Annotated in this window: 19 protein-coding genes; 7 read left to right on the top strand and 12 right to left on the bottom strand. The window is 63.3% G+C overall.

What is annotated here, in order from left to right:
* Window positions 1-288 precede the first annotated feature (288 nt).
* Window positions 289-1,101, top strand: coding sequence for a class I SAM-dependent methyltransferase (locus ABOC32_RS19780; RefSeq protein ID WP_426808504.1), 813 nt, complete (start codon window positions 289-291; stop codon window positions 1,099-1,101).
* A gap of 16 nt (window positions 1,102-1,117) precedes the next feature.
* Here the strand turns inward: ABOC32_RS19780 and ABOC32_RS19775 are convergent, their stop codons facing one another.
* Complete coding sequence (locus tag ABOC32_RS19775; protein WP_426808503.1) at window positions 1,118-1,417, bottom strand: hypothetical protein; 300 nt, start codon at window positions 1,415-1,417, stop codon at window positions 1,118-1,120.
* A 269-nt stretch (window positions 1,418-1,686) separates the two neighbouring features.
* Between ABOC32_RS19775 and ABOC32_RS19770 the strand changes: the two genes are divergently transcribed.
* Complete coding sequence (locus ABOC32_RS19770; RefSeq protein WP_426808502.1) at window positions 1,687-2,115, top strand: DUF2231 domain-containing protein; 429 nt, start codon at window positions 1,687-1,689, stop codon at window positions 2,113-2,115.
* The gene (locus ABOC32_RS19765; protein WP_426808501.1) at window positions 2,112-3,404 is read left to right on the top strand and encodes a PQQ-dependent sugar dehydrogenase; all 1,293 of its coding nucleotides are present in this window, start codon (window positions 2,112-2,114) and stop codon (window positions 3,402-3,404) included. Before ABOC32_RS19770 ends, ABOC32_RS19765 begins: the two co-directional genes overlap by 4 nt.
* A gap of 209 nt (window positions 3,405-3,613) precedes the next feature.
* Here ABOC32_RS19765 and ABOC32_RS19760 read toward each other — a convergent pair whose 3' ends face one another.
* Window positions 3,614-5,746 carry a TonB-dependent receptor gene (locus tag ABOC32_RS19760; RefSeq protein WP_426808500.1) on the bottom strand — a complete coding sequence of 711 codons (2,133 nt, stop codon included), beginning with the start codon at window positions 5,744-5,746 and terminating at the stop codon, window positions 3,614-3,616.
* A gap of 227 nt (window positions 5,747-5,973) precedes the next feature.
* Between ABOC32_RS19760 and ABOC32_RS19755 the strand changes: the two genes are divergently transcribed.
* On the top strand, window positions 5,974-6,555 hold the full coding sequence (locus tag ABOC32_RS19755) for a hypothetical protein (protein WP_426808499.1): 582 nt from the start codon (window positions 5,974-5,976) through the stop codon (window positions 6,553-6,555).
* Window positions 6,556-6,557: 2 nt separating this feature from the next.
* Here the strand turns inward: ABOC32_RS19755 and ABOC32_RS19750 are convergent, their stop codons facing one another.
* Genes ABOC32_RS19750 through ABOC32_RS19710 form a run of 9 tightly spaced genes read right to left on the bottom strand, consistent with a single transcriptional unit; the run spans window position 6,558 to window position 16,578 of the window.
* Window positions 6,558-7,907: a cation:proton antiporter gene (locus ABOC32_RS19750; RefSeq protein WP_234227955.1), complete on the bottom strand. Its 1,350-nt coding sequence runs from the start codon at window positions 7,905-7,907 to the stop codon at window positions 6,558-6,560.
* Between the two features lie 23 nt (window positions 7,908-7,930).
* Window positions 7,931-9,418, bottom strand: coding sequence for an amidase (locus tag ABOC32_RS19745; protein ID WP_426808498.1), 1,488 nt, complete (start codon window positions 9,416-9,418; stop codon window positions 7,931-7,933).
* The gene (locus ABOC32_RS19740) at window positions 9,418-11,082 is read right to left on the bottom strand and encodes an NAD(P)/FAD-dependent oxidoreductase (RefSeq protein WP_426808497.1); all 1,665 of its coding nucleotides are present in this window, start codon (window positions 11,080-11,082) and stop codon (window positions 9,418-9,420) included. Before ABOC32_RS19740 ends, ABOC32_RS19745 begins: the two co-directional genes overlap by 1 nt.
* Window positions 11,083-11,138: 56 nt before the next feature.
* Window positions 11,139-11,777, bottom strand: coding sequence for a peroxiredoxin-like family protein (locus ABOC32_RS19735; RefSeq protein WP_426808496.1), 639 nt, complete (start codon window positions 11,775-11,777; stop codon window positions 11,139-11,141).
* A gap of 20 nt (window positions 11,778-11,797) precedes the next feature.
* Entirely contained in the window at window positions 11,798-12,562 is a 765-nt protein-coding gene (locus tag ABOC32_RS19730) for a hypothetical protein (RefSeq protein WP_426808495.1), read from the bottom strand.
* On the bottom strand, window positions 12,559-14,196 hold the full coding sequence (locus tag ABOC32_RS19725; protein WP_426808494.1) for an FAD-binding oxidoreductase: 1,638 nt from the start codon (window positions 14,194-14,196) through the stop codon (window positions 12,559-12,561). Before ABOC32_RS19725 ends, ABOC32_RS19730 begins: the two co-directional genes overlap by 4 nt.
* On the bottom strand, window positions 14,186-15,052 hold the full coding sequence (locus ABOC32_RS19720; protein WP_016713824.1) for a class I SAM-dependent methyltransferase: 867 nt from the start codon (window positions 15,050-15,052) through the stop codon (window positions 14,186-14,188). The genes ABOC32_RS19725 and ABOC32_RS19720 overlap by 11 nt, the downstream gene beginning before the upstream one ends.
* A 50-nt stretch (window positions 15,053-15,102) precedes the next feature.
* Window positions 15,103-16,035 carry a GNAT family N-acetyltransferase gene (locus ABOC32_RS19715; protein ID WP_426808493.1) on the bottom strand — a complete coding sequence of 311 codons (933 nt, stop codon included), beginning with the start codon at window positions 16,033-16,035 and terminating at the stop codon, window positions 15,103-15,105.
* Window positions 16,036-16,068: 33 nt separating this feature from the next.
* Window positions 16,069-16,578, bottom strand: a complete 510-nt coding sequence (locus ABOC32_RS19710; protein WP_426808492.1) for a MarR family winged helix-turn-helix transcriptional regulator — start codon at window positions 16,576-16,578, stop codon at window positions 16,069-16,071.
* Between the two features lie 194 nt (window positions 16,579-16,772).
* On the opposite strand from ABOC32_RS19710, the gene ABOC32_RS19705 reads away from it, so the two are divergent.
* Complete coding sequence (locus ABOC32_RS19705) at window positions 16,773-17,291, top strand: DMT family transporter (protein ID WP_105947464.1); 519 nt, start codon at window positions 16,773-16,775, stop codon at window positions 17,289-17,291.
* On the opposite strand, the gene ABOC32_RS19700 is transcribed toward ABOC32_RS19705, so the two are convergent.
* Window positions 17,292-18,200, bottom strand: coding sequence for a LysR family transcriptional regulator (locus ABOC32_RS19700; protein ID WP_426808491.1), 909 nt, complete (start codon window positions 18,198-18,200; stop codon window positions 17,292-17,294).
* A 136-nt stretch (window positions 18,201-18,336) separates the two neighbouring features.
* On the opposite strand from ABOC32_RS19700, the gene ABOC32_RS19695 reads away from it, so the two are divergent.
* Together ABOC32_RS19695 and ABOC32_RS19690 are read left to right on the top strand one after the other, a co-directional pair.
* Entirely contained in the window at window positions 18,337-19,551 is a 1,215-nt protein-coding gene (locus ABOC32_RS19695; protein ID WP_426808490.1) for a YeeE/YedE family protein, read from the top strand.
* 113 nt (window positions 19,552-19,664) lie between these two features.
* Window positions 19,665-20,639, top strand: coding sequence for a quinone oxidoreductase family protein (locus tag ABOC32_RS19690; RefSeq protein WP_426808489.1), 975 nt, complete (start codon window positions 19,665-19,667; stop codon window positions 20,637-20,639).
* The last annotated feature ends 19 nt before the right edge of the window (window positions 20,640-20,658 follow it).

Genomic DNA, 20,658 nt, shown 5'->3' with positions numbered 1-20,658 from the left:
CGGCTTTAGCCGCGAACACCGGCGAAGCCGGTGCCATCCAACGCGCTGGGTTCTTCGCGGGTGAACCCGCTCCCACAGGTACGGAGCAGGCTTCAGGCTTGTGCAGTACCTGTGAGAGCTGGCTTGCCGGCGGTTGAGTCATTAGCCCTCCTATAGCACTTTGATCTTGGCGCTATCCCCAATGCGTCTTTCCGCTTCGCCCGACAGAAGCTAAAATTTTCTCCCCCAATATTTGGCGCGAAGACCGCCAGAAGGACCTCGGCCGCGCACGACAAGAAGGCGCAGACCATGAGCACCCCTTTGGATACCAATGCCTTGAAGGCCCGCCAGCAAGCCGCGTGGGCCAGTGGTGACTACGCGGCAATCGGCACCACCCTGCAACTGGTTGGCGAACGCTTGGCCGAGGCCTGCGACTTGCGCTGGGACGAGCAGGTGCTGGACGTTGCTGCCGGCAACGGCAACGCCACCCTGGCCGCTGCCCGGCGCGGCTGTCGCGTCACCTCCACCGACTATGTGCCCGAACTGCTCAAGCGCGGCGAAGAGCGGGCGCGGGCCGAGCACTTGAATGTGCTGTTCCAGGCCGCCGATGCCGAAGCGTTGCCGTTTGCCGACGGTACCTTCGATGCCGTGCTTTCCACCTTCGGCGTGATGTTCGCCCCCGACCAGGCCCAGGCCGCACGCGAACTGGCCCGGGTGTGCCGGCCCGGTGGCCGCATCGGCCTGGCCAACTGGACTCCGCAAGGCTTTGTCGGGCAGATGTTCAAGATTCTCGGGCGGCATGTTCCTCCACCCCCCGGTGCCTTGCCGCCTTCGCGCTGGGGCGATGAGGAGCAGTTGCGCGTGATGTTCGAAGGGGCGCTTGGCGAACTGAAAGTCAGCCGTCAGCAGTTCAACTTCCGCTATCGCTCGGCGGCGCATTTCATCGAAGTGTTTCGCACCTGGTATGGGCCGGTGCACAAGGCATTTGCTTCGTTGGATGCCGAGAAGGCCAGTGCTTTGGAGCGAGACCTTGCTCAGTTGCTGGATGAGTGCAACCTGGGAGGGCCTTCATCGTTGGTGGTACCCAGCGAGTACCTTGAGGTTGTGATCCTCCGAGGCTGAGCTCACGGGCAGGGTGTCAGTTCTTGCACTTGGCCATCACTACTTGGCAAGTCTTGGGTGAGCCCCCCGAGCGGCCGGCATAGCGTATGCAGTTGTTCATGGACTTCTTACGGGCAATGCTCAGGGTGTCGCCCCAGGCCAGGCCGCCTTCGCCGGTCGTGGGCACCGCTTTGGCAAAGCAATTGGAGCCTGAGGCAGGCGTGGCATAGCGGGCCTTGCCGGATTTGCTGGAGCAGCCTGCGATGAGCGCCAGGCTGAGGGCGAGCAGGGTGGCCAGCGCCCAGGACGCGTGTGGGCGAATCGGTTGTCTGCTCATGGTTGTCTCCGTGGTAGCAGTGGGATGCCACAGCTTCAGGCTGAAGATGGTACCGGCTTTACCGATGTTCGCGGTGGTTCGCCGCCTCGATGAGCCAGCTCCCACACGGACTGCGCCAGCCGAGCATCCAATACATTGCAGGATATTTCATTCCAGCGAAGCGGTGAACTATCGCGTCGTGAAGGCGCTCCTTTGCTAAGCGCACCCTGCGCTCACCTGATGGCGCAAGCCCATCAGCCCCTTGGGTCACTGAATGAAAAGGAGGCACTGTGACCGCTACTGACCAAACCCTCTACCGCTGTACGCCCAGCCCGCTGCACGCCCTGCTGCTGGCGGGCAGTGTGCCGTTGTTCCTTGGCGCATTGCTGAGCGACATCGCCTACTTCAACAGCTACCAGATCCAGTGGAGCAACTTCGCGGCCTGGCTGATCGCCGGTGCCTTGGTGTTCTGCGGGCTGGCGCTGTTGTTTGCGCTGGCCAACCTGGTCCGCGCCGAACGCAAGGGCGGGCGCGCCACGTTGTACTTCGTGCTGCTGCTGGTGACCTGGGTGCTTGGGCTGATCAATGCGTTCGAGCACGCCAAGGATGCCTGGGCGGTAATGCCGTCGGGGCTGGTGCTATCGGTAATCGTGACTGTGCTCGCGGTGGCGGCTGCCTGGACCGGCTTGAGCAACCTGCGTTCGGGAGGTGCGGCATGAAGCCTTTGCATGCATTGAGCCTGTTGAGCCTGGCGCTGATGCTGGGTGCCTGCGGTGGCGACGGCGAGCCAACCCAGGCCCATGGCCCGGACCCGAAATTGCCCGCGCCGCAGCGTGGCCTGCTGCCGAGCATGAAGATTGCGCAGCCGGTTGCCTGGGGCGAGCAGAAACCGACCGTGCCGGAGGGCTTCAGCGTCACGGCCATTGCCACTGACCTGAAAATTCCGCGGCAGAGCCTGGTGCTGCCCAATGGCGACATTCTGGTGGCCGAGGGCAGGGGCGGCAGCGCAGCCAAGCTCAAGCCCAAGGATGTGATCGCCAGCCAGATCAAGGCCAAGGGCAATACGCAGGTCAAGGGTGGCAACCGCCTGACCCTGTTGCGCGATGCCGACGGCGATGGCACCTACGAGCTGCAGACCGTGTTCGCGGAAAACCTCAACGCACCGTACGGCCTGGCCTTTGCCAACGGCAAGCTGTATGTGGCCAACCAGGATGCGCTGGTGCGCTTTGACTACAAGGAAGGCCAGACCCAGGCCGACGGCCCGCCATCCAAGGTCACCGACCTGCCGGCCGAGATCAACCACCACTGGACCAAGGCGCTGACGATCAGCCCGGATGGTCGCTACCTGTATGTGGGGATCGGCTCGAACAGCAACATCACCGAGCGCGGCCTGGAGGTGGAGATCGATCGGGCCATGGTCTGGCAGGTCGATGCCGAAACCGGCGCGCACCGGCCTTACGCCACTGGCTTGCGCAACCCGACGGCATTGACCATTCAGCCGCAGACCGGGCAATTGTGGACGGTGGTCAACGAGCGCGATGAACTGGGCCCCGACCTGGTACCGGACTACCTCACTTCGGTGCGTGAAGGTGGCTTCTACGGTTGGCCTTATAGCTACTGGGGCCAGCATGTGGATGAGCGGGTACGGCCGCAAAACCCGGACAAGGTGGCTGCGGCGATCAAGCCGGACTACAGCCTGGGCTCGCATGTGGCTGCATTGGGTGTCGACTTCTCGATCCCGGCCATGGGCAAGGGCTTTGCCGATGGGGTGTTCGTGGGCGAGCACGGCAGTTGGAACCGGCCCGACCCCGTGGGCTACAAGGTTATTTTCGTGCCGTTCAGCAATGGCAGGCCGGCAGGCGAGCCAATCGACTTTGCCACGGGCTTTCGCGGTGAGGATGGCAAGACCCGTGGGCGGCCGGTGGGGGTGACCGTGGACCCGCGCGGGGCGTTGATCATTGCCGATGACCTGGCCAATACGGTGTGGCGGGTGACGCGTAACCGCTGAGTGATGGCCTGGCGCAAATCTGCTCCCGTGCAGGAGCAACTGTCTTGCACCATCACTCAGGCTACCGCATCACCTTGTAGGAGTAGCCTTGTGCTGCGAAGAGGCCGGTAAGGCGGAAGATGACCTTCGGCTGCAATGGCCTCTTCGCAGCACAAGGCTGCTCCTACAGGGCTAGGTGACGCAGCGCAAACCCGTTCCTGCACCAGGCATCAGAAGCGGTAGTTGAAGCTGGCTTCCAGCGTGCGCGGCGCGCCCGGCGTAATCAGGTCCACCGAGCCGTGTGCAGACGCATAATAGTCGCGGTCGAACACGTTCTTCAGGCGCAGCGCGGCATCCCACTGCGGCACGCTGTACAGCAGCGCTGCGTCGAAGGTGGTGTAGCCCGGCATCACCACCACGTTGTCGAGCGCGGTGTAGCGTTCGTCGACGTAATTGGCACCGGCGGCCACGCGCCATTGCGGTGTCAGGGTACGTACCAGCCAGACGTTGGCGCTGTTACGCGGCGTCAGGGTCGGGGTCTGGCCTTCGTTGGCCACGCCGTTGGTCTTGCTGTTGGACTTGGTGATCTGGGCATCCAGGTAGGCGTAGCCGGCGTAGATTTGCCATTTGTCCGTAAGCTGCCCGCTGACGGTGGCCTCGAAGCCGTCGGTGCGTTGTTCGCCGGCCAGCACGGTCAGGTTGGGGTTGGCCGGGTCGGCGGTCTTCATGTTGGTGCGTTCCAGCCGGAACACCGCTGCGGTCAGCGACAGGCGGCTGTCGAGCAGGTCCCACTTGGCGCCGATTTCGTAGTTGGTGGTTTCCTCCGGCTCCAGGTGCTGGTTGGTCGGGCTGACCGCGAACACCTCACCCGAAGGCTGGTAGCTGCGGCTGACCGACACGTAGTAGGACTGAATCGCGTCTGGCTGGTAGACCAGGCCGGCACGTGGGCTCCAGGTTTTGTCGGTACGGTCGAGGTCGACGTTCTGCACGCGGTCGTCGTCGTACTCCTGGCCGAAGATGTCGTAACGCACGCCCACCAGGGCTTTCCAGTGCTCGTTGAGCTCGATCATGTCCTGCAGGTACAGGCCGGTGGTCTGCTGGAAGTTGGTGCCCTTGGACGACAGGTTGGCAGCATGGTCCGGTACCGGCACCAGGGCGTCGCGGTAAACCGGCACCTGGGCCACGTTGTTCTGGCTCAGCACGCGCTGGTACTTGTCCTGGAAGCCCACCTCAACGCCATACAGCAGGTTGTGCTGCATGCCGGCCAGTTGTGCCTGTTGCTTGAGCTCGGTCTGGTTGAACACGCCGTACTCGTCGCGGGCCACGTTGCCGCGGTTGAGCTTGACCAGCAGTTCGCCGTTGGGCGCGGTGACGAAGCGCGTCGGGCTGCTGTCGGCCAGGGTGTTGTTGCGGTCTAGGTCGTAGCGGTAGTAGCGGCTGGTGTTGGTCAGGGTAAAGCTGTCGTTGATGCGGTAGTCCAGGCTTGCGGTCAGCGAGAACACTTCGCTGCGGGCGTAGTCCTGGTCGGCGTCGCCAGAGCCGAAGCGCTTGTCGCGGTCCACGTCTACCGGGCGGTTGCCCAGCGCCGGGATGCCGAAGTCGATCAGGCGCTTGTCGTACAGGTAGGTGGCCCCCAGGTTCAGCTCCAGGTCGTCGGACAGGCGGAAGTAGGCCGACGGCGCAATGGCCTTGCGGTCGATGTAGCCATCGTCGCGGAAGGTGTCGCTGTCTTCGAAGGCGCCAGTCACGCGGTAGGCCTGGTTGCTCTGCGGGTCGGCCCAGCCGGTGTCGAACTGGGTACGGCGCTTGCCTTCGCTGTCGAAGTTCATGCCGACTTCGCGCTTGGGCGTGAAGCTTGGTTTCTTGCTGATGCTGTTGATCAGGCCGCCGGAAGAGCCGCGGCCATACAGCACTGCAGCCGGGCCCTTGATGACTTCGACGCGCTCGATGTTCGACAGGTCGCGGAAGTACAGGGCGTCGTCGCGCACGCCGTCGATGTACATGTCACCAATGGCGCTGAAGCCGCGAATGGTCACCTGGTCGCGCTGACCGTCACCGTTGGACAGGCCGATGCCGGGCACGTTCTTCAGCACGTCTTCCATGGATTGCGCGCCCTGGTCCTTGATCACGCTTTCGGGCACGACGTTGACGGTTTGCGGGATATCGCGCAGCGGCGCGTCAATCTTCATGGCGCTGCGGCTTTCGCTGGCCTTGTAGCTTTGTTGCTCGTAGGTGCTGGTGACGGCGGTGGCGGGCAGGGCAAGGCTGCCCTGTGTATCGGTTGGAACGGCAGCTTGAACAACAGGCACAACCAGCAGGCCCAGCATGGAAATGGATGCTGGGGCAACAGACCTTTTTGCCATTACAGGTGACTCTTTGTTGTTTTGGAAGGTCACGAATAGTAATGATTTGTAAATGTAAATCAAGTGTAAAGGATTCGCATTTGCTATTACAGCGGTCGCGCTGGCGAGATAGAGACGAAATGCGTCGCAGTGGGTGTAGGCCGGCAGGGTGGCGGGTAAGGTCTATGCTTGTGAGCGCGTGAACATTTCGCGCTCCTATCCGGTCTTGATCACATGGAAGCAGGCCTATGAACCCGATTCGCTCTCTCGCTCGTGCTGTTGCCCTGGCCACGCTGGCATCCACTGCCAGCCTCACGGTGCAGGCTGCCGGTATCCCGATTGCCAGCGAGGCGCTTGAAAGTCACGTCACCACGCAAGTTACCGCCATCGACCTGGCCAACCGCCAGGTCACGGTGAAAGGCCCTGATAACAAGAAGGATGTGACGTTCCAGCTCACTGAAAAGGCCAAGGCCTTGCCCAACCTCAAGGTCGGGGACCAGGTCGACATCTTCGTTACCCGTGCCGTGGCCTATGTGCTCAACACCGATGTGGGCGGGGCTCCGAAGGCCAGCGAGGAGTCCGGCACCATTCGCGCCACGGCGCAAAACCCAAACCCGGGCGGCGAGGCATTCCGCCAGGTCCGGGTCACCTCGCAGATCAAGAAGATCGACCTCGCCAAGCATGAAGTAAGCCTGCTGCCGCCAGAGGGCAAGCTGCAGGTGGTCAAGGTCGAGAATCCGGACCTGCAGGCGCGCATGAAGAACCTCAAGGTCGGTCAGACCGTCGACGCGATCTACACCGAAGTGCTGCGCGTCGAAACCTCGCGCTGATTTCAGCTGCTGCCGACCTCGGTTGCCTCCGAGGTCGAGCGTGGGGTGCGGGCATGTGCTGTGAGCAGCCGGATCAAGGGTGAGGCGATGAAAGTACTGATGATGGCCATGATCACCAACAGGGTGAAGTACTCCTTGGGAAGTACGCCCAGGTCATAGCCGACATTCAGCACGACCAGCTCCATCAGCGCCCGGGTATTCATGCACACGCCTATCAGCGCCGCATCACGGCGGCTTTCGCCAAGCAGGCGGCTGGCTCCGTAGGCACCGAAAAACTTGCTGGCGAAGGCCACCAGGCAGATCAGCAGGCAATTCCACAGTGCGGTCGTCCCTTCCAGGGCGCCCACATCCGTGCGCAGGCCGGTGTAGGCGAAGAATATCGGCAAGAAGAATGCATTGACCACGCCACTGACCTTGGCATTCCACTGCTGGACGAAGCGGCGTTCAGTGTGCAGGGCAACGCCGAGAATGAAACCGCCGATGATCGAGAACACGCCGATCAGGTTGGTCACGGTCGCGCTGGCCAGCAGGATGATCAGCATCAGCGATATGCCTTGGGCCGTCAGCGGTCGGCGCTCCAGGTCGCCGAGGATCCAGCGCATGATCAGTGGTCGCACCAGGCCGATCACCAGCAAAATGAACAAGCCCAGCGCCAGCACCCGGGCCAACGAAGCCCAAGGGTTGAACTGCGAGGCGATCAGCGATGTAACGCCACCAAGGATGAGCCAGCCACAGACATCGTCTATTGCCGCCGCACCGATGGTAAGGGTGGCGACTCGCGAGCGCGAAAGGCCCAGTTCCATGAAGATGCGCCCGAGGATGGGCAGAGCGGTAATTGACAGTGCCGTGGCGAAGAACAGCTGGAACGCCAGCAGGGGCGGTCTGTCCCCGCTGATTTGCTGCCAGAAGTACTCGGCAGTGAGCATGCCGCTGGCAAAGGGTACCAGCAGCCCACCCATGCTGATGATGATGACCGAACGCTTGCGGCCCTTGAGGTGCGCACCAAACTCGAACTCCAGGCCGACCTGGAACATCAGCAGGATAAGGCCGATTTGTGCTGTTACCACGAAGGCAGTGGCCGTTTGCGGTACGAACAGCGCGGCCAGTTGCTCAGGAAAAAAGTAGCCGAGCAGGCTTGGGCCTAGCACCAGCCCGGCAAGGATTTCGCCGGCGACTGGCGTTTGGCCCAAGCGGCGGGTGCTGAACCAGGCGATCAGCCGCGAAACACTGAAGATCACGATGAGCTGCAGCAGAAACATCAGGGTCAGGTGTTCGGCCTGGGAGCCAACGGCTGACTGTGCCGGCGCCGTTGGCGCGAGTTGCACGGTACTGGCGTGAAGGGTATTGGGCATGATGGTGTCCCGAATGTGTTGGGTCAGAAGGGCGGTGCGATCCAGCCACCGAATGCGAGCTCCAGTGAGCCTGCTGCGTCGAGCAGCACATGCTCCTGGCCGGGGCCGGCCACCAGCTGCAGGGCCACCGGGCAGCCTTGATTGAGGCGCCCCATGGGTACCGTCAGGGCCGGCAGGCCCAGTACGTTGAACAACGCGGTGTAGCCGATATCCCCCGGGTAGCGCAGGGCATGGCCATGCTCGGGCGAGGTGCCGGGCAACGCTGGCAGGGCCAGTACACTGTTGCCATCCAGCCGTTCGGTCAGCGCGTGGAACAGGGCATCGCGTTTGGGTAGCTGCCTTGCAAGGCCGGGGTTACCCAGGCATTCGCCCAGGCTGTCGAGCACGGTTGCCAGCCAAGGCCCGGTGGCATGCTGCGGTTGGCCGAGCAGTGCTTGCCAGGCATGCGCCAAATGCGCCACAGGCTGGCCGTCACCGAGAATGTCGGCCAGGCGCACGCCGGTTTCCTGCTTGAGCACGGCCAACCAGATGGCGAACGCATCGTTCAGTGCGTGGGGTAGCCAGCGCTCGACATGGGTGCCTTGGCTTTGATAGTGGTGGGCCACGTCATCCAGCGCCTGAGCCACGGCCGGCGAAACCCGGCTTCCCCAGGCCAGGCGTTTGGGCTGGCACAGGTACAGGCGTTGCAACACTACAGGCGGTGGGCGGTGTACGTAGCTGTCGAGGATATTGCGGTCCAGTTGGTCAGGCCCGGCAATGATCTCCAGCAGCACGGGCAGGTCTTCGGCATGCCGACACAATGGGCCGGCAGCAAAGTGCCTGGCGATGGCCATGGCATTCGGCTGCCCCAGGCCGCGTTCGTCCAACGGGAGATGCCCGGTCAGTGGCACCAACCCCCGTGACGGCTTGAGGCCGAAAATGCCGTTGCAGGCAGCCGGGATTCGCACCGAGCCACCGCCGTCGGTACCCAGCGCGAAAGGCACGCAAGCGCTGGCTACCAGCACGGCATCACCGCCACTGCTGCCACCGGCACTCCGGTCGTTCCGGTAGGGGCTGCTGGTACGGCCGTAGACAGGGTTATCGGTTTCTGGCCATAGCGCCATCTCGGCCTGGTTGCCCAGTGCGACCGGAATGGCGCCCGCATCGATCAGGCGTTGCGCGGCGGTGGCGGTAAACCCGGCAATCTTGTGCTGTCGGCGGCGTGAGCCGCACGTTTTGGGCGCATCGGCCAGCCCCAGGCCCTCCTTGAAGCTGAAGGGCACGCCATGCAGTCGACCCAGCGGGACGCCTTGGTCTCGCTGGCGTTCGGCAACTTCGGCGGCCCGCCGCGCCTGGTCGTACAGCGCCACTGCCACCGCGTTGCAGCGCCGTTGCACGGTTTGGCAGCGGCGGATGCTGTGTTCGACCAGTGCTACCGGCGACAGCGTGCCATCACGGACCCCGGCAGCCAGGCGCACACCGCTATGAGCCAGCAGTGAGTCGCTGCTGGCTTCGGCCATGGGCATGCCCATCAGTGGCGCGCCAGGTCGAGGAAGCCGCCGTCGCTGCCGAACGGCGACTTGAGCAGCTCGGGCGCCTCGCCGTACTTGTAGAACAGTGAAGGCATCAGCCGCAGGCTGGTAGCGCGTCCCAAGTCCTGCAGCGTGCCCAGGCTATGCCGCGCCAGCAGTTTCAGGTGGCGAGGCGCCAAACTCCAGCGCACCATGCGCATCAAGCGTAAGCGCAGCAGCGCCGAGCGCAGGAAGTAGCTGGCGGCGTATCGCGGCCGGGCCTGGTTGTCTGCCTTGTACAGGGCGAAGTTGATGGTGCGCGAATACAGGTTGGGGATCATCTGCGGGCTGATGCCCGGATTGGAACGGCGTACTTCACGTAACAGGCAGGCAAAGGGCAGCGGTGATGGCTGCAAGTCCCGCGTGTAGCGTGGCAACAAATCGGCGAATTGCTGGGCCTGATGGCCGTCGAGAAAATCACCGCTGACATACATGGGCAACACCACATGGAAGTACGCCATGTTGGCGAACAGCAGCGTCCAGCCCATCAGGAACGGGTCGTCCATTACCTCGTACCACTTGCTCCAGGTGTCCTGAAGCGCCAGTTGCGCCTGGATGTGCGATTCCAGGCAATTGACATAGGCGGGCGTCAACGTGCCCTGGATGTCTTTCTCGATCATGGCGGCCACTTGCGGTATCTGCTGGGCTACATAGGCCAGCCCCGCACTGTTGGCCGGGTCGAAGGTGAACGCTGCATCGCCGATCAGGAACCAGCCATCGGTGGAGTAGTACTGGTTGGCCTCGTACATGTAGTTGTACATGGCGTGCTGGTCGATGATTTCGCCCGATGCTATCAGCTCGGTGATCACCGGGTGGTCTGCCATGACCCTTTCCTTGAAGGCTTCCAGCGTGCCAATCCGTTCGTTGATCATGTCCGGGCGGTAGGTAATACCGATGCTGATCATGTCGGCACCGTCTTCGCTGCGCATGGGTATGAGCCAGATCCAGTAGCCCTTGCCGTAGAAGTGATGGGTGACGTAATACGGGTCGAAACAGTGATGCTTGTCCTTGTGGGTGTTGATGCTGTGCAGGATGTTGCGATCAAACTGGCGAAGGCGGAACCAGAACGTGCTGCGCTGGTAGGTCGGCTCCTTGTGCAGCTTCAGCTTCTTGGCCATGAAACGGTTGCGTCCGGTGGCGTCGACCACCCAGTCGGCGTCCATTTGCCAGGTTTGCGCTTCGCTGCGCAGGGTCAGGCGGTGACGGGTGTGCTCGCCTTCGTGCAGGTCGACCGCAGCCACGTCGGCCTCGATCAATTGCACCTGCTGGTCGGCCACGATGGCACGCAGGTCTTTGTCGAAGCTGAAGCGGTTGAGGTTGTAGGCGGGCATGCGGATCACCCCAGGTGCCTCATGGACCACGTAGTTACGGCACTCCGGGTTGTTGCGCAGTTTCAGGTAATAGGTCAGGCCGTATTTGTGGTAATGCTTTTCTTCAAGCAGGCTGCCCAGACCGATACCTTTGAAAAAATGCGTGGTCAGCTCGACCGTCGACTCACCGACGATCGGCCGCTTGCGGTCCGGGCGGCCGATCAGCGTCACTTCTACGCCAGGCAAGCGCTTGCGCAGGTACAGGGCAGCCAGGTGGCCGGCCACGCCGGCCCCCATGATAGCGATACGTTTCATGTCATCAGTCCGTGATGAGGTGGGGCACCGGGAAAACCGGTGCCGGGGAGTGGCACTCAGTGGCTGGCGGCTTCGATCAGTGCCTGGGGTTCGGCGCGCTCGGAGTAGTCGACATTGATGAGCGCCCGGCGTATGTGACCATCCTGGCCGATGACGAATGCGCTGGCCATCGGCAAACTGAGGTCGTCGCTGGCATTGAGGGCCTTGAGGTCTGCACCGAGTGAGCGGTACACCGCCTCGAGCTCCGGTTCCAGTTCGAAGACGATGCCGTACTGGCGCGCCAAGTGGTTGCCGGGGTCGCTCAACAGTTGATAGCGTACCCCCAGGGCTTCGCGGGTTTTCCAGGTGGCGGCAGGGCTCTGGGCGGAGACAGCCACCAAGGTGGCACCGCTGGCGGCCAGGTCACCCACCATCTGCTGGTATTCGCCAAGCGCGGCATTGCAGAACGGGCACCACAGGCCGCGATAGAAAACCAGCACCAATGGGCCGCGTGCCAGCAAGGCATGCAGGTCTACCGCCTTGCCATCGGCATCCTCCAACACGGCCAGTGGTGCGCGGTCGCCGGCTTTCAGCGCATGGGCTTCGGGGTGGCGTGCGATCAAGGCCTGTAGCGACGTGCTGAATTTTTCCAGCACGTCGGCGGGCAGTTGGCCCATCTGCTGTTTGATGGCGTCGAGTTTTTCCTTGAGTGACATGCTTCTCTCCTTGTGGTGATTCACTGGGGCAGGCTTCGGGTTGCCCGGGCGTGGATTCGCTGCGAGGCCTTGCAGCCGGGGGGATAGCGCTGGAACAGCTGGAGCACCCAATCGGGTCGGGTTTTGCTGGCATCGTTAAGCCAGTTGGCGACCGAGTCCTGGGCGTACTTTTCAGCCTCGGCCAACAGCGGCACCAGCAACAGCTCGGCCACTTCCGGTTGTTCTTTGAGCGAGGCTATATGCTCACACCAGACGCCACGTGGGCGCAGGATTTCGATACAAAAGCGTCGCACCAGCGGGTCTGCGTCGCCTGCGTAGCGGCTGAGCAACGGCAGGGCGGCGTCCAACTGCTGTGCCAGGCGTGGGCGCAGGGCAATCCAGGCCCATTCGCGTACACCAAAATGCTCATCGCGGGCGAAGCGCAACTGCGCCAGCAGGGCGTCTTGTGCAGGCAAGGTGCGTGACAGGTGCGCCTGAGCGAAGGCTGCCCAGCTGCGTACGGTGTCGGACGGGTGCGCACAGCATTGCTCGAACACCTCCTGGCGCAGGGGGGCGGGTGCATGTTCCAGCCATTGGCCCAGCGCCAGGCCGATGGCTGCAACCTTTTTTGACAGGCCCAGCGTCTGAACCTGGTCAGCGCAGACAGCCAGTTGCGCGACCAGCGCCGCAGGTAACCGGGTGACCAGTGCATTGGCCAGTGTCGCCTGATCCACGGCCAGGCATTCGGCCAGGTTGCGGGTTGGCAGTTGGCCAAGGTCGATCAGGGACTTGCGATCATCAGTCATTGCTGAGGCTCCATCACAGCAGGTTGGCAGTGGGGGGCTGGCGCCAACGGGCAGTAACGCCCTGGCGCGAGCAGGTGCTCTGGGTCCAGCGCATCCTTGATGCGCTGTCCGAGTTGCCAGGCAGACGCTTGTGTTTCGCTCAGCAAGCCCATGAAGGCCAGGGGAAGCCGATAGGGCAGTACGCCTTGCTGTCTGCCCGTGCGGAACAACTGCCGGTAGCAGTCTTCGGCGCGGCTGCTGCCGGGGGCATCGTTGCGGTCGAACAGTAGCGGCACGGTGCAGTCGATTGCGCGGCCCGACAAGGTGGTGAGGGTAACCGGGCAGGGCATTCGGTGGGTTTCGCAAGCCTGTTCCATGTGCGAGACGAAGGTGGCTACCTGCTGGCTGCGCAGAGGCAGGATGGGCGCGTACCAGATCAGGCCGCAGTTGTCCCGGGCCGGGTCGAGCAAGGTGCCTTGCTGCGGTTGCGCACCTGCGGCGTAAGCCAGCGGCAGTGCCACCTGGTTCGGCTGGCCTTCCATCAGTTCAACGCCCATGCGCAGTTTGCTCAAGGTCAGTTGCCAACGCCTGGACCAGGCCCCCGGCAGCAGACGCAAGGCACGCTCAGTCAGCGCCAGCTGGCGTTGGCTGCGGAACAGGTAACGGCTGCAGAACCGCCGCAGTTCGCTGCGGATGATGCCCTTGAGCGAGGCCAGCTGCGCCTGTTCGCAGTAGATCGAACCTACCCCCATCCAGGCGGGCAATGCCAGCGATTGCGCGGCGGCGTTGCGTTCGGCCTGATTCAGTTGGGTAAGGGGCCGGGTATCGTAGGCCATGCTTAGCAGACGCGTGCTGTTCATCAGGTTGATGCCGCCCACCTGGCTGCCGCAACGTTCCAGAATGCGCTTGATGCCATCGAGGGCGGCCGGGAGCTGTGCTGCCGAATCCACCCAGAAATAGAACGGTTGCACGACCTGTGGGCGCTTGACCAAGGCGATCGACATGTTTGTCACCACCCCCAGCCCGCTCTGGCTGAACAGGCCGTCCAGGTAGGGGCCGATGCCCCATTTGAAGCAGGCGGTTGTGCCCGTTGCCCACATCGGCGAGCGATAGCATTGGCCATCGGGCAGAATGGCTTCAAGGCCCATGACGGCTTGCCAGTGGTCCGTTAACGGTGTGATGCCAAAGCCGCGCTCCAGCGCGTTGGCCAACACACTGCAGGTGGGCCCTGCGCCGGTGACTGGCGTAAGGAATGGCAGGTTGCGACTGGCCAGGTAATCGGCCAGCGCGGCCTGGGTAACGCCTGGTTCAAGGGTGACCACACCCAGAGCCTCGTCGAAGGCAAGGATTTTGTCCATGCGCGACAGGTCAAGTTGCACGCAGCGCCCGTGAAGCGTTGCCACGCCGCCATAGCCCCAGTTGTGGCCTGTGCTTACCGGCTGCACCGCGACACCGTGCAGGTGTGCAATGGCCAGGCAGGCAGCTACCTGCTCGCTGTTGGCTGGCCTGAGCCTGGCACTGGCATGGGCGGGCGAGCGCATGGTGTCCTGGCTCAGCTGGCGCAGCGTGCTGGCGTCACTCTGTACATGGGCGTCACCCAGCGCTGCGCGCCAGGCTGCCAAGGCGGCTTGCAGCCCCTGCGGCTCAGAACGCACTTGCCAGGCCTCCCATGCCAAGGAACAGCCGCAGTTGGTCGACATCGGCCCGACGGCTGCGTGGCAAATCGCGGTAGCGTCGCCGAAATTCGCCCTTCATCGCTGCCACACAGCGCCGCTTGGGGGTGCGGATCACCATCATCAGAGGGCTGACCGCCGTGCTGTAAACCTTGGCACAGGGGCCCAGGTAGCTGGCGGCAAGGGTCTGGAATTCTTCCAGAGAGAAAGCAGCCAACAGCGAGTTGCGGTAGTCGAGCAGTGTGGCCTGGTCGGCCCCATCACTGGCGCGGCTGACGAAATAGTCCACCGACTCTACCGACTTGAGCCGGCCAAAGTCGTTCAGGTAGATGGCCCGGTCATTGCGGAGCACGCGTGCGATGTTGCGAAACGTGGCTTCCAGTTGAGCGAGGTCGGCCAGGTGATGCAGCGCCATCGAAGAGATCACCACGTCAACGCTACGGTCGGCGATACCGGCCAGGCGAGTCATGTCTTCCTCGCGCAGTTCGACGTTGTCGATGCCTTGCTGGCGAATCGAGGCCTGCCCCACCTCGAGCATGGTGGCTGACAGGTCGGTGCCGATGAATTCGGCTCTCGGGTTCAGGCGGGCCAGTTGCAGCAACAGGCTGGCCGGGCCACAACCGATGTCCAGCACGACATCGCCGGGTTTGATCAGTGCACACATCTGGGCGCAGTGGTACAGGTACGTACCGGACAGCGCCTGGCCTTGGCCTGCACTGTCGGCGTAAGCCGAGACACAGGCGTCGTCGGCCATTACCAGATCAGGCTCAGGCGTGCGCACCAGCGGGTGCCTGAGGGTAATTTCCCTGTAGATCGCGCGCAGCAATCCCATGTCCATGAACGTATCCTCCATGAAAGTCGTGTGGTGTGGAGCGCGGGGCGGGCTGCTCAATCCAGTTGCAGAATCCGCCGTACCCGCGGCGTCAGATGGCGCGGCGAAGTGCCGCAACGTGCCATGTGGGTGAGCACTTCGTCAGTGCTCCAGTGGGTTTGAGGCGGCGCGACGGGCAACTGGATGTGCGGGAAATGCCGTGCGCAGAAGAAGTCGAAAAGATCGGTGTGCTGCTGCTCGACGGTAAAGCCAAGGCCTGGGTGCTGGTAGACCTTGGCGAACACCTGGCGTGCCTGGTTCAGGTTCAACGCCAGGGGTAGCGACAGGGCATTGTTGAGTTTGGTGTAGGTCTGCACAGGGCCAATGGGCGAAAAGAACAGCACGTTGCGGTAGAAGCTGGCCGCGCGAGGGTGCACGGCGATCAGCAGGCTATTTACCCGGCGATGGTCCATGGCCCAACGGAACATGGCGTTGTACAGCATGAGGGGCACGCCTTTGCCTTTGTAGTGGCTACAGACCGCCAGGGTGCCGACTTCGGCCAGGCGGTTACCGCCCAGGCGTTGCAACACTGCTTCGTTGACATGCACGTCTTCCAGCGGCAAACCGAGCGGCGAGTCTTCGATCAGTGACACGGTCCCCACCACCTGGTCACCTTTCAGTGCCACGAACGTGGTGGTGCCAGGTAGCAGATGAAAGGGTGAGAAGCGCATGCCGGCGCGGCACACAGTAGCAATGCCGCGACGGGCATAGCTGTCGTTGACCAGGCGCAGGGCCTGCTCAAGTTCGTACAGATTCTGCACCGGTCGAAAGCTGAAGCCTTCAATGGCTAGCGGGTGGCTGGAGAGGCGGCGAATGAACAGCCGCCGGTAGAGTGCTGCTGGCAGGCAGGCTTCAAGCCAGGCCTGGCGCCGCCTTACCTGGTCGCGCTCGCTGTGCACGCGCGGCTTCCTGCCGATTCGTGCCAGTACGCTCTGATTCTGCAACATCATCCACCTCCATGTGGTTTGACGGGTGTATTGGCTTCAGTCCTTGTCGGGTGGCAATGCCAGGGCAGGGCTCGCCGAAAGTGCCTGTAGCGCGGCGGAAAGGGCTTCCCGCTGTGTGATGTCCAGTGTGTGCATGATCGTGCCGATCCAGTCGGTGTGTTCGGCGAATACCGCGTCCAGGACAGAAACACCTGCCGGGGTAAGGCTGATGCTCAGTTTGCGACGGTCATGGGCATCCTTGCGGCGCTTGATGAAGCCGTCGCCTTGCAGGCCGTCGAGCAGGCCGGTGACGGTGCCCGAAGTGATCGCCAGACGCGTCGCCAGTTCCAGCGGCGACAAGCGTCCGCCAGCCGCTTGCAACGTCAGCAAGATGGCGAAACGCCCCTCTGACAGGTTATGGCGAGCCAGGCGCACCGCGCACACGCGGTTGATTGCCGCAGCCGCGGACAGCAGTTCGAAACACAGGCGCACGCTTTGCCTGGCGTCGGCAGGGGCCTCTGCCAGTGCGTCGAGCATGATGTGATGCTTGTTCTCAAGAATATTCATAAGGCGCAGTTTATCTTGGTGCCTTAGTAAGTCAATAGTGCCTGTGTTACAGGGCTGCGACAGCGATTGAATTATTGCGTTGCATGGCTGTTTCCATGCATGTTACGAATAGTTCATGTGCATGATTTTGATTTCCATCAGCTTGGTGCATTACGCGATGATGACGGTCATCAAAACGTTGAAAAGGCACGGCCATGTTCAGTAAATCCATGCTTCTGTTGGTTCTGCCGCTTGCCCTGGCGTTGTTTGCCGGTGCCGTATTGCCCTTTCAGGCCACCGCTAACGCTGCCGTAGGCCGGGCATTGGGGCACTGGTTATGGGGGGCGTTCACCTCGTTGACGGTGAGTTCGCTGGTGGTGATTGTTGCCCTGCTGGTTCTCAGGGTGCCCGCACCGGACATGGGCAAGGCGCTGCAGGGGCCTTGGTGGCTGTGGGTAGGGGGTGTTCTGGGGGCTCTGTATGTGGCCGGTGCTGCTGCACTTATCCCTAGGCTGGGGGCGGCGGGCTTCCTGGTACTGGTCGTGGCAGGGCAGATCATCACTGCAGTGCTGGCCGACCATTTTGGTGTAATGGGGTTGGCTGGCAAGCCACTCAACCTGGCCAGGCTGGCAGGCGTGGTGCTGATTTTATGTGGCGTGCTGCTGGTGCAGGGCACCTGGACGACGGCGACACCGGCCGGTGCCGCAGCGGTGGTGAAGCAGCCAGAAGGTTGATCAGCCCCCCGGTTGGCTGCAGGCCCACACGGTTTCGCGTAGCCAGCGATGCCCGGGGTCGTTGTCTTTGCGGCTGTGCCAGGCTTGCTGGTAGTCGAACGAGGGGATTGCCAACGGCGGCTCGAACTGGCGTAACGCCGTGTGCGGGTGCAGTGAGCCTACGGCGCGGCTGGCCACGGTAAGGATCAGGTCGGTACCGGCCAGTACCTCCACCGCTGCGCTCCAGTGCGGCAAGGCCAGGGCAATTCGACGGCGCAGGCCTTGGGCCGCCAGCGCACGTTCAATCTCATCGAAGGCGTCCGGGCGCATGGCCATCAGTACATGCGGGCGCGCCAGCCAGTCTTCCAGCGCCAAGCGGCCGCTGGCTGGCAGCACCTGGCGGTCGGCGACGCTGATGAAGCTGTCGGCAAACAGCGGCTGGGTGGTGATGCCCTGGGGCTGGTCCGGGAAGATGCCCAAGGCCAGGTCAAGCTCACCGTCGAGCAGTTGGGCCAGCATGGTTTCGCGGCTGGCCTGGCTGATGGCCAGGTCTACCCCGGGTGCGACCTGGCGCAGATGGCGCATCAGGGGTGGCAGGATAATGCGCGACGAGTAGTCGGACAGCGACAGCCTGAAGCGACGCTGGGCCTTGGCCGGGTCGAACTGGGGGGTGGCGAGCAGGCCGTTGAGGCTGCCCAGCGCATCCTGCAGCGGGCTGGCCAGCGACTGGGCGAGTGTGGTGAGCGCCATGCGGCCGTTCTGGCGAACCAGCAAGGGGTCGTCGAAGTGTTTGCGCAACTGCGCCAGGGCGTGGCTTACCGCCGGTTGGCTGCGGTGCAGGCGCAGGGCGGCGCGGGTCACGTGTTTCTCGCTGAGCAGCGCGTGAAGGGCCAGCAGCAGGTTGAGGTCGATCTTGCGCAGTTCATCCATGGGGTGAATGGCCTTGGTTAATTCTGGCGACTCAGATCAGCTTAACAAATACCTGCGCCTTACACGGTCGTTGTAGGAGCGCGTCAGCTGTCGGGGGTATACTCTTCGTCCGTTTTACGGTTATCCGAGTACTCCGATGGGTCTTTCCGCAACTGCCACACCCGAACCGCGTCGCCTGGGCGCCCCTTTGATCGCCATGGCCCTGCTGTTGGCAGGCGCCTGGTTCCTCAACCTGAATGCCGGCTTCAAGCAGGTGTTGCTGCTGCTTGTTGGCGCAGCCCTCGGCCTGACCTTGTATCACGCCGCCTTTGGCTTCACCTCGGCGTGGCGGGTGTTCATCAACGAGCGCCGTGGCGCGGGCTTGCGTGCGCAGATGGTCATGCTGGCCCTGGCCGTGCTGCTGTTCTTCCCGGCATTGTCAGCGGGCAGTCTGTTCGGCAACCCTGTCACCGGCCTGGTGGCCCCGGCGGGTGTTTCGGTCGTGTTCGGTGCGTTCATCTTCGGCATCGGCATGCAGCTGGGTGGCGGTTGCGCTTCGGGCACGCTGTTCACCGTGGGCGGTGGCAATGCGCGCATGCTGGTGACCCTGCTGTTCTTCATCATCGGTTCTGTAACCGCCACCCATCACGCTGACTGGTGGTTTGCCTTGCCGTCGTTCCCGGCAACTTCGATCGTTCAGGCCTGGGGTGTGGGGCCTGCGCTGCTGGTGAGCCTGGCAGTGTTCGGGCTGATCGCCTGGGCCACCGTGGTGCTGGAAAAGCGCCGGCACGGCGCGCTGGAAGCGCCAGTTGCCAGCGAACACCAGGGCCTGCGTCGCTTCCTGCGTGGCCCTTGGCCGTTGCTGTGGGGTGCCATCGCTCTGGCACTGCTCAACTACGCGACCCTGGTGCTGGCAGGGCGGCCTTGGGGCATTACTTCGGCTTTCGCCTTGTGGGGTGCCAAAACCCTCAACGGCCTGGGCGTGGATGTCGGCAGCTGGGTGTTCTGGCAGGCGCCGGCCAATGCCAAGGCTTTGGCCTCGCCGTTGTGGCAAGACATCACCACGGTGATGGACCTGGGCATCGTGCTGGGTGCGTTGCTGGCGGCTGGCCTTGCAGGGCGCTTTGCGCCAAGCCTGAAAATCCCGCTGCCGTCGCTGGTTGCCGCAGTCATCGGCGGCTTGCTGTTGGGCTACGGTTCGCGCCTGGCCTATGGCTGCAACATCGGCGCGTACTTCAGTGGCATTGCCTCGGGTAGCGTGCATGGCTGGCTGTGGCTGGTAGCGGCTTATGCCGGCAACCTGATCGGCGTACGCCTGCGCCCGTTGTTTTTCGCCGGTGAGCGGCGCCCTACGGTGCTGACAGGCTGCTAATGCGCTGAGTGAATTGCTGCAAGGGGTGCAGAAATCATCTGCACCCCGCCTGATTGTTCAACTTTTCCTACCTGATTAGCCTGACTCGAACACTCATCAAGCAGGATTCGAACATGGCTATCCGTATCACTCTCAATTGCACCGGCAGCGCCGACGTCATGCAGCCTGAACACGTATCAGCACAAACTCCAGGGCCCGGCCAGGTCTGGCTGGAGCAGACAGCCATGGGCGTGAACCCGCTGGACCTGTTGCAGCGCAAGGGCGGTGCGCCCCTGGCCTTGCCTTCCGGCCTGGGGCTGGAAGGCGCCGGGCGGGTTACTGCCGTCGGTGATGGGGTACACAACGTGCAGGTGGGGGACCGGGTCGCCTATGCCATGGGGCCGGTCGGCGCATACGCCAGCGGCCGGTTGTTCCCGGCCGAACGGCTGGTCAAGCTGCCGCCGCAGTTGGAGGATGAGGCCGCCGCAGCGGTGCTGTTCAAGGGCATCACGGCGCAGTACTTGCTGAAAACCACCTACGCTGTGGGCCCGGGTACCCAGGTGCTGCTGTACGGTGCTGCCGGTGCCTTGGGCCAGCTGATGGCGCCTTGGGCGCGACATCTTGGGGCGACAGTGATTGGTGTGGTATCACGCCTGCAAAGTGTAGCCAGGGCCCAGGCGGCGGGTTGCCACCATGTGCTGGTGTTCGACGCGGAAACGCTGGCCAGGGAAGTGCGCAAGCTGACCCAGGGGCAGGGCGTGGACGTGGCCTATGACTGTGTCGGCAAGGTGTCGCTGGAAGCTTCGCTGGACAGCCTGCGGGTGCGCGGCCTGCTGGTATCGTTTGGGGGCACTTCCGGTGCGCCGGCGGCGATCGAGGTGGCCACGCTCAATGCCAAGGGCTCGCTGTACGTGACCCGCCCCTCGCTGGCGGCACATACACGCACGGTCGAGGAGTACCAGCAGCGCGCCGCCGACGTGCTGGCAGCCGTCGCGGAGGGTATCATCCAGCCTCGGGTCTGGCGTCGCTACCCGCTGGCCGAAGTGGCCAGGGCCCACCGGGACCTGGAGCAGGGGTTGTCGGAGGGCGCGCTGGTCCTTACGGCCTGATGCCCGAACCTGCCACCGA

This window comes from Pseudomonas sp. WOUb67, from assembly GCF_050058005.1.
Classification (GTDB): domain Bacteria; phylum Pseudomonadota; class Gammaproteobacteria; order Pseudomonadales; family Pseudomonadaceae; genus Aquipseudomonas; species Aquipseudomonas putida_R.
The sequence above is the reverse complement of the archived record's forward strand: the minus strand, read 5'-3'. Positions and strand labels throughout refer to the sequence as shown.

Coding starts and splice junctions, on each gene's coding strand:
- ABOC32_RS19765 (WP_426808501.1), top strand. CDS start 2,112: ATGAAGCCTTTGCATGCATTGAGCCTGTTGAGCCTGGCGCTGATGCTG.
- ABOC32_RS19745 (WP_426808498.1), bottom strand. CDS start 9,418: ATGGGCATGCCCATGGCCGAAGCCAGCAGCGACTCACTGCTGGCTCAT.
- ABOC32_RS19780 (WP_426808504.1), top strand. CDS start 289: ATGAGCACCCCTTTGGATACCAATGCCTTGAAGGCCCGCCAGCAAGCC.
- ABOC32_RS19720 (WP_016713824.1), bottom strand. CDS start 15,052: ATGGACATGGGATTGCTGCGCGCGATCTACAGGGAAATTACCCTCAGG.
- ABOC32_RS19695 (WP_426808490.1), top strand. CDS start 18,337: ATGGGTCTTTCCGCAACTGCCACACCCGAACCGCGTCGCCTGGGCGCC.
- ABOC32_RS19775 (WP_426808503.1), bottom strand. CDS start 1,417: ATGAGCAGACAACCGATTCGCCCACACGCGTCCTGGGCGCTGGCCACC.
- ABOC32_RS19750 (WP_234227955.1), bottom strand. CDS start 7,907: ATGCCCAATACCCTTCACGCCAGTACCGTGCAACTCGCGCCAACGGCG.
- ABOC32_RS19740 (WP_426808497.1), bottom strand. CDS start 11,082: ATGAAACGTATCGCTATCATGGGGGCCGGCGTGGCCGGCCACCTGGCT.
- ABOC32_RS19735 (WP_426808496.1), bottom strand. CDS start 11,777: ATGTCACTCAAGGAAAAACTCGACGCCATCAAACAGCAGATGGGCCAA.
- ABOC32_RS19760 (WP_426808500.1), bottom strand. CDS start 5,746: ATGGCAAAAAGGTCTGTTGCCCCAGCATCCATTTCCATGCTGGGCCTG.
- ABOC32_RS19705 (WP_105947464.1), top strand. CDS start 16,773: ATGTTCAGTAAATCCATGCTTCTGTTGGTTCTGCCGCTTGCCCTGGCG.
- ABOC32_RS19710 (WP_426808492.1), bottom strand. CDS start 16,578: ATGAATATTCTTGAGAACAAGCATCACATCATGCTCGACGCACTGGCA.
- ABOC32_RS19690 (WP_426808489.1), top strand. CDS start 19,665: ATGGCTATCCGTATCACTCTCAATTGCACCGGCAGCGCCGACGTCATG.
- ABOC32_RS19755 (WP_426808499.1), top strand. CDS start 5,974: ATGAACCCGATTCGCTCTCTCGCTCGTGCTGTTGCCCTGGCCACGCTG.
- ABOC32_RS19730 (WP_426808495.1), bottom strand. CDS start 12,562: ATGACTGATGATCGCAAGTCCCTGATCGACCTTGGCCAACTGCCAACC.
- ABOC32_RS19715 (WP_426808493.1), bottom strand. CDS start 16,035: ATGATGTTGCAGAATCAGAGCGTACTGGCACGAATCGGCAGGAAGCCG.
- ABOC32_RS19700 (WP_426808491.1), bottom strand. CDS start 18,200: ATGGATGAACTGCGCAAGATCGACCTCAACCTGCTGCTGGCCCTTCAC.